Source organism: Paenibacillus mendelii (genome assembly GCF_024498075.1).
Classification (GTDB): Bacteria; Bacillota; Bacilli; order Paenibacillales; family Paenibacillaceae; genus Paenibacillus_Z; species Paenibacillus_Z mendelii.
Window position 1 is genome coordinate 1 of the sequence record NZ_JANHOF010000043.1, and the last position, 6927, is coordinate 6927.

The 6927-nt window shown below is 41.9% G+C and carries 9 protein-coding genes; 3 read left to right on the forward strand and 6 right to left on the reverse strand.

Translation table 11 applies throughout. From position 1 onward, the window contains the following. Window positions 1-258 precede the first annotated feature (258 nt). Together NNL21_RS35745 and NNL21_RS35750 are read right to left on the reverse strand one after the other, a co-directional pair. Window positions 259-750 (reverse strand): FixH family protein, encoded by a 492-nt coding sequence (locus tag NNL21_RS35745; RefSeq protein ID WP_256555713.1) that lies wholly within the window; start codon window positions 748-750, stop codon window positions 259-261. Between the two features lie 239 nt (window positions 751-989). Then, complete coding sequence (locus tag NNL21_RS35750; protein WP_204822869.1) at window positions 990-1439, reverse strand: hypothetical protein; 450 nt, start codon at window positions 1437-1439, stop codon at window positions 990-992. A gap of 165 nt (window positions 1440-1604) precedes the next feature. On the opposite strand from NNL21_RS35750, the gene NNL21_RS35755 reads away from it, so the two are divergent. Genes NNL21_RS35755 through NNL21_RS36980 form a run of 3 tightly spaced genes read left to right on the forward strand, consistent with a single transcriptional unit; the run spans window position 1605 to window position 3653 of the window. Then, entirely contained in the window at window positions 1605-2819 is a 1215-nt protein-coding gene (locus tag NNL21_RS35755; protein WP_204822870.1) for a sensor histidine kinase, read from the forward strand. Continuing rightward, entirely contained in the window at window positions 2779-3450 is a 672-nt protein-coding gene (locus tag NNL21_RS35760) for a response regulator (protein ID WP_169091715.1), read from the forward strand. The genes NNL21_RS35755 and NNL21_RS35760 overlap by 41 nt, the downstream gene beginning before the upstream one ends. Before the next feature lie 11 nt (window positions 3451-3461). Beyond that, a complete protein-coding gene (locus tag NNL21_RS36980; RefSeq protein ID WP_373567648.1) occupies window positions 3462-3653 on the forward strand; it encodes a nucleotidyltransferase domain-containing protein in 192 nt (63 codons plus the stop codon). A 171-nt stretch (window positions 3654-3824) separates the two neighbouring features. On the opposite strand, the gene NNL21_RS35765 is transcribed toward NNL21_RS36980, so the two are convergent. From NNL21_RS35765 to NNL21_RS35780, 4 genes are all read right to left on the reverse strand, one after another. After that, window positions 3825-4391, reverse strand: a complete 567-nt coding sequence (locus NNL21_RS35765; RefSeq protein WP_256555714.1) for a helix-turn-helix transcriptional regulator — start codon at window positions 4389-4391, stop codon at window positions 3825-3827. Window positions 4392-4634: 243 nt separating this feature from the next. After that, window positions 4635-5147: a hypothetical protein gene (locus tag NNL21_RS35770; RefSeq protein ID WP_204822872.1), complete on the reverse strand. Its 513-nt coding sequence runs from the start codon at window positions 5145-5147 to the stop codon at window positions 4635-4637. Window positions 5148-5806: 659 nt separating this feature from the next. Further along, window positions 5807-6082, reverse strand: coding sequence for a hypothetical protein (locus NNL21_RS35775; RefSeq protein WP_204822873.1), 276 nt, complete (start codon window positions 6080-6082; stop codon window positions 5807-5809). A gap of 150 nt (window positions 6083-6232) precedes the next feature. Further along, entirely contained in the window at window positions 6233-6709 is a 477-nt protein-coding gene (locus NNL21_RS35780) for an NUDIX domain-containing protein (protein WP_204822874.1), read from the reverse strand. Between the last annotated feature and the right edge of the window lie 218 nt (window positions 6710-6927).

A 6927-nucleotide genomic window follows, 5' to 3' on the forward strand; every position in this document is an offset into this window, starting at 1 on the left:
ATCATACCGAGGCGCTCCTTTTTTGACAAAGGCCATTTCTTAGCCTTAACAGGAATGGTTTAGTTCAATAAAAAGAACGCTCCCGCGCCTTCGCTTTGGCTACGTCCTCCTCATTATATTCCATTTCCAATCACCTATTAAAGAACGTACGCGGGTAGCATGTAGTGCTTAAACAGGGGACTTATCTTAACCTAAGCACTAAGAAAATACTTTATTTTCTTAGAACATCATAAAGTCTTATGCAGCGAGGGAGAGATCCTAGTGGCGGGTAGTTCCATGATCATGGGTGCCACTCTGCTCAGGTTGACTGCCAGCAATCGTTTCAACTGGCGAATCTTGTGTCGTTGCGGAAGCGGATGGTTCCTTCGTGGCAGTAACCGTGAAAGGGATCTTCTTCATGGTGTGGGAATCACGCGCCGACACATGGTAATAGACGAAGTACGATCCCGGTTCAGTAATGGGCTGCTTGGCGATGTAGAGTCCATCATTTTGGAAAGTAGCAGGTAGCACCTCTTTCCACCATTCAAATATGACTTCGCTCGCGTCATCCACTGGTTTACCATCCTGGGTAACGGTTACCGCAAAAGTAACGTTGTCTCTGGCAGCAGGTTGACTTGGTTCGAGCATGAATGTGGCTTCGACTGGTGTAGAAGAAAGTAGAGCTGTTTGTTGTTGATCTTGACCACATGCGGTCATGGCAAGGAGCAAGAGTAGGCACGGTAGCATGTACATCAAGCGTTTCAATTTCATCTAGAATCATTCCCTTTCTGTTTCAAGTTCAATAGTTTCTAGTAAAAGAGCGAGTCACTGTGCTGATTATAGTCTCATCACCGCGCAGGATCGCCCAGCCCAGGGGATTGATCCCAATATGTTTGGCGTATGTTCGCAATGCATAAGGTGTATCATGCTGCGGTCAATGGTAATGGTCAAAAATTCAATGCCGCTTCCCATCAGATTTTATGCAATTGCAAAGGCATCCTCTCCACTTGTTACATGAATATCGGTGCGAGCAGAAAGGCTGCAATAAAAAAATCCAAAACAGTGCACCATTCCGCATACCACCGCCAGACAATCTTATTGCTCCGAAAATGAGCAAAGTCCCAGACCGCATGGCCGATATAACCTGCCGCAAGCAGGATCAGTCCCGTTTCTCTGTCGACATACAGAGACACTAACGCGATAATGCTGAAAAACAGTAATGCGGCCGCCTGTATCAAGATGGTACGAACCCCGCGGAGATGACCGCGAATTGCGCCTGCAATCGGGTAGACAAGCGCGATGAGAATCAGGATAAATGACATGGGATCCGTCGAAGCCGGGAGCCCTGTTGCGGCCATAGCTAACGCCACCAATGAGGGCCATCGTTTCAGCAATTGTATGCCTGTAAACTTCAATCTTCCTCTCTCTTTGACATCTTCTTCTTTTCTGGCCAATTCCATGGCAATCACTCCTCGTTTTCTTTTGCACACCAAAAATAACACAATGCAATTTCTTTTACGTCTATCTGCAGTTGATTTTTATTTAGCGTCTATATCGATCGATTGATGAGCAAGACGGATTCATCTGTTATGATGAAGTAAACCACCCGAATGAAGGATTGAAAAATGAATAAAAACATATTTCAGCACTTTAACGCCCGCGCCGCACATACTATCTTTATCGTTGCCTTTTTCATATTGATCATGCCAGAGTATCCGTTTCTGCATACCCACGTACTTATCGTTTACGCTGCCTTCGCGGCTTGTTACATATGGATGGCGGCAGCACCTAAAGGATGGTGGAATGCTAAGAGGTACGTCCTTGCGGTTTGCATTCTTGCTGGCATAACCCTCATCATTCGCATCGTTCATTCCGATTACCCTGATCACCGCATTTTCTGGCCGCTGCTGTATATGCTGGGTGTGGCCGATCCGAAATGGAATCGTTCAACCGTTACTCTCGCCGTCTTCACTGTTTGCCTCATTTTTGCAATGATGCTGGTCGACAAGGTCTCATATGGCGCTCTAATTGCAGCTGTCCTCATGTATATCGCGGTCAGAAATCAAAGCCTGCTTCGCGAAGCGCATCGCACGAACCGAAAGCAACTGGAACAACTGAACACGGCATATTCCGAATTGCAGCAAACATCTGTTCAGGCGATGGGTTATGCTGCGCTGACGGAGCGTACGAGATTGGCACGCGACATTCATGATGGGTTTGGACATCAGATGACCTCGCTTATTGTTCAACTACAAGCATTGAAGCTGATGATTCCGCAGGATCCGGCTGGGGCGGCAAACAGCGTAGACGAGACTCTGAAGGTTGCTAGGAAAGGGATGGATGAGGTAAGGCTTGCAGTAAAGGAATGGTCGGACGATGAGAAGGGCCTGGGACCGATCGCGCTGAAGGGCCTCGTCTCTCAAATCGAAGCTAATTCTATGGTACAGATACAATATAAAGAAATCGGACCTATTGGGGAGTGGCCGGTTGAATGCAGCGTGATTCTCTACAGAATCTTGCAAGAAGCGTTAACCAATATCCTCAAGCATGCTGATGCGAAACTGGTTAACATTGTAGTGGAAGAAGAGAATGAACATGTAATGCTCCTTATTACGGATGACGGTCATTTCAGCGACGAGAAACCTTTGAATTTCGGATTTGGCCTAAACAGTATGATCGAAAGATGCAAATCTGCCGGAGGGAGCATCGTTTTCTCCGCAAATTCACCGAATGGTTTAAAGATTCAAGCAGATATTCCACTTAATATTACATCGAGTACGGCTTATAAGGAGACGATTCATGCAAACCGAGAAAATGATTCGAATCGTACTGGCGGATGACCAGCCTTTCATTCGTAAAGGATTGCGATACATATTGGACATTCAAAAAGATATGCAGGTGGTCGGAGAGGCTTCGACCGGAGAAGAAGCTGTTGACATTGCATTGCGAAACGTTCCGGATATCGTTTTGATGGATATCCGCATGCCGGGCGGAACGGGTATTATGGCGACAAAGTCTATCGTTGAAGCTTTGCCTGACACAAAAGTCGTCCTCTTAACGACATTCGATGTTGAACAGTATGTGTTTGACGGGATTCGTGCCGGGGCTTCCGGCTATTTATTGAAGGATACAGAAACCGATGAATTGCTGAGCGGTATACGGGCAATGCACCGGGGGGCAACCCTGTTCAATAGCAGCACGGCCAAACGCGCTCTAGACCAAATATTGACTTCGGGCATGGAGGAGCCGGATTCGTCCGGCAAAGACCGGCTGCTTGGCGCCTTGACAGAGCGTGAAACGGAAGTATTGCAGCTGCTTGCTTACGGAAAGAGAAACCACGAAATATCTGCGATTTTATGCATTTCTGAAGGCACAACAAAAACGCATATACACCATATCATGCAAAAACTTGAGGCGCAGGACCGCACACAAGCAGTAGTCACTGCCATTCGAATGAAGCTTGTGAAATAAAAAAGGATCAATTGGAAAGGCTTGCTCGGGGTATCGAGCTTGAAATCGGAATACTTCCGTTCGATAATGGCGTTTCACGAGCCTTTACATTTCTTAATAACCGAGGGTTTGATTGGTCGATATGTGGTGGTGTAGCAATCGATATATTTCTAGGTAAGCAGAATAGAATTCATAAAGACCATTATTTTCTCCATAATAAGTAACTCCCCCTTGAAGCTATAAGCTATCGTTTCATTAGCCTTCAAGATAGATTTTACAATATATGGGGTGCTGTTGCCATTAACATAATCTGCCCTTTAGCTTAATAAAAACAAGGAACAGCCACCTGGACTGCTCCTTGTTTCGTTGAACTAACGTTCCCAGTTAGCTTAAACTCACATCGATTCTAAGTTTAATGTGGTTCGACTTGGCATCATAACATTTCCTCTATTATTTGTATCCATAGATCGGAATTCTATCTTGAAATCAGTCTCACCAGTTAGTCCCTCAAGTGTTTTTATTATAAGTGAGGAATATCGAGAGTATAACCATTCTGTTATGAAATTGTTCGGGCTAGTGATAAGGAACACTCCATCTACGTACTCTACATTCGTATTTCTCAACCACGTATTGAAACTAGGAACGGAAATTTGATTCCTAATTTCCTCCAGAGCTTTCATCCATAAATTTGGTTGGTCCAACGATGCAATAGAATGGTCAACTTCTTCAACAAGAAAGACATCATCTGTAATTCTCTCACTCAGAAGAAGCGCTTCAATGGATTTATTGAAAATCTGTCCCAGCCTTAGTAACACTTCAATATCGGGTAAACATTCCCCTTGTTTCCACTTAGAAACTGCTTGATGACTAACCCCCAATAATGTGGAAAGTTCCACCTGCGTCAACTCTAATCCTCTCCGTAAATCTAATATATTTTTTCCGATTTTTTTATTATCGAGCAATGAAATTTCACCTCCAACGTTAAGTACACGCCAATAGTATCACAAAAGAAATAGAACTTAAATCGAGTGTAAGTTGAATGGAATGGGATAGTCATTGCAACCCTAAGTTGCAAAAATAATAGTCTGGTAATCTCACACAGACCTTAGAGTATTACACTATTCTGCCCTTTAGCACAACAAAGGCTGCCAATCATCCCGCGGCAGCCTCGTGGTGTAATTATTGAACTATCGTGTCCCGTTAGTTCAGTCACCAATAGCTATGATTTGATTCCCTTCTTTAGATATGCCGATTATTGCAGGTAGAGGCGAACCAAGGAGATTTTCATAAGTTATGAACCATATTCTAGTTCCATCCGCGACTTGAATAATTTTTGCTCTGTTATCCGACGACTGAACTTCGAAAATATTTGGGTCAGTAATTACGCCATATGAAAAATACAGGGGAATCGCATCCATATTGGAGTACATTGCTGACAAACCATTATCCGGATTAAGTCGTGGGTATCCAGTTCCTGTTACCCATTCCCAATTTTCTGATTTTTGTCTGATAAATCCTGCACCTAAACCTTCGTTACTTTTATAAAAGACAAGCAAACCATCTTTGATAATTTCAGTATGATAAATCTCATCATTTTGAACATTATTAGGAAATGCTTTTTGAATCTTCTCAATTATAAATGTATCATTCTTTGAACATCCACTTGCCATGGTTAAAATTACGGATAAGGCAATGATGATAAAAAAAATTTTTCTCACTTCATTTTCCCCCTAAAACATGTACTCACCTTCCATAATTTTACCATAAAAAACCTGTCCGTTTGTTGAGCAAATCTGCCCGTTAGCATAACGAAGGCTGCCCTTTTTATGCCGGCAGCCTGTCGTCGCTATTTTGCTATCGTGTCCCGTTAGCCTAATACCTTGGTGTATAAATATGGTCTATATCTGTATCAATTACGAAATCAATCCAAATTCCTTCTTTGTAGGCATCAGATATTAGTTCAAATTCAAATAATCTGCAAAAGACGGCTGAAAAATCATTTATGTTTGTGCATTGTCTTTTGGCAATATTGTACTTCTTTCTTAATTCTATGATTGAACATGTTTTTCCTGTAAGCAGTACATTCTCAAAGTAACCATCAATTTTGACTATCACATCAATCACTGCTGGTTGCTAACCAGCCTATGAGCTCATAGTTTTTACCTTCAGCGGCTGTGCTTAGATTCCGAAATGAATAATCAATTGGTTATTGTCTAAAGCTTTGACAGCTAAGGCAATTAAAACTTCTAATTCAATCTGCATTGTTTCTCGCTTCAACCAATTTCTAGTCTGTTCCCAGTAGCCATCTTCATTCTCTTCTTCTTTCCAAACAGTATCTCCTCTTAAACTGAATGTGTCAGGTGCTTCTTCGATTAGTTTAAGCCATTTGCCATTTATCTAATATCTTTATTAGCTTCTCTGCTCCCGGCTTATTAATAACGGTTACCCCATAGTAATTTAACCCTTTGTGACTTTCTTTTGTTTCGGGGTTATATGAAGGTAACCAGTTCAAAAAGTCCGTCATGTATTGAATAATCTCATCTGATACTACAGACTTCTCAGCCCATGTATACCGATTAGTTCTGAACCATTCATATCTGTCATTCAAATCAAAATCGCTGCTAAGAAGAAAAAATTCGTGGGTTAAACTCATGCAAATCACCTGGATTAGCCCGTGTTCATATAATGGTCTTACAGAAACTATATTAACATATATTGGAACTAAACTGCCCGTTACTTCAATGATGAAAAGAGCTGCTGCTGCGGCAATCTGCTTCCTGGATCGTTCAACTATCGTGTCCCGTTACTTCAACAACTGTGCCCATAACATCTTTCCATCACTAAAAGTTCCCGTCCAAACATTGTCTGTTTTAGAATTATGGAGATAATGTTCATACATTAGTTTTAAACTCAAAGACATCTGCAAATTAGCCATTTCTGATAATTTCACCCAATGTAATTCACCTTCATCGCAACTACTTATAGTTCTAGTGTTCGAATCACCAAAGAAAATATAATGTTGATTTAGTTCATCTTCTTTTTGTCGCAGTAGTATGTATCGCAATGTTAAATTTTCAATTTCAATATGAGATATACCCGTCTCTTCTTCTATTTCACGTAAACAAGAATTTTCGGGTGAGCCATGCTCGTGTGGCTCAACATGACCTCCGATACACGACCATAAGCCTGGGGCTATCTTTTTGTTTTTCGATCGTTTGAGCATTAACACATCATCATTATTAATAAGAAAAGCTCCAGTCATTGTCCGAACACTTATCATCGTATTAACCTCCGAATCCTGAATCAATCACTTTTCTAGATTTCTCTATAAGTGTTATAAATCCTTTCTACATTTAGCATACCTTATCATTCAACAGGCCGACCAGTTTCTGGCTGCCTGTTCGTTTTCATAACTGCCAATGTCGCCACGCTAACCTCCCTCTATGGAGAATCACTTTTCTCTTAAATACTTACGTTTTCTTAGATTTTGACCCAAGT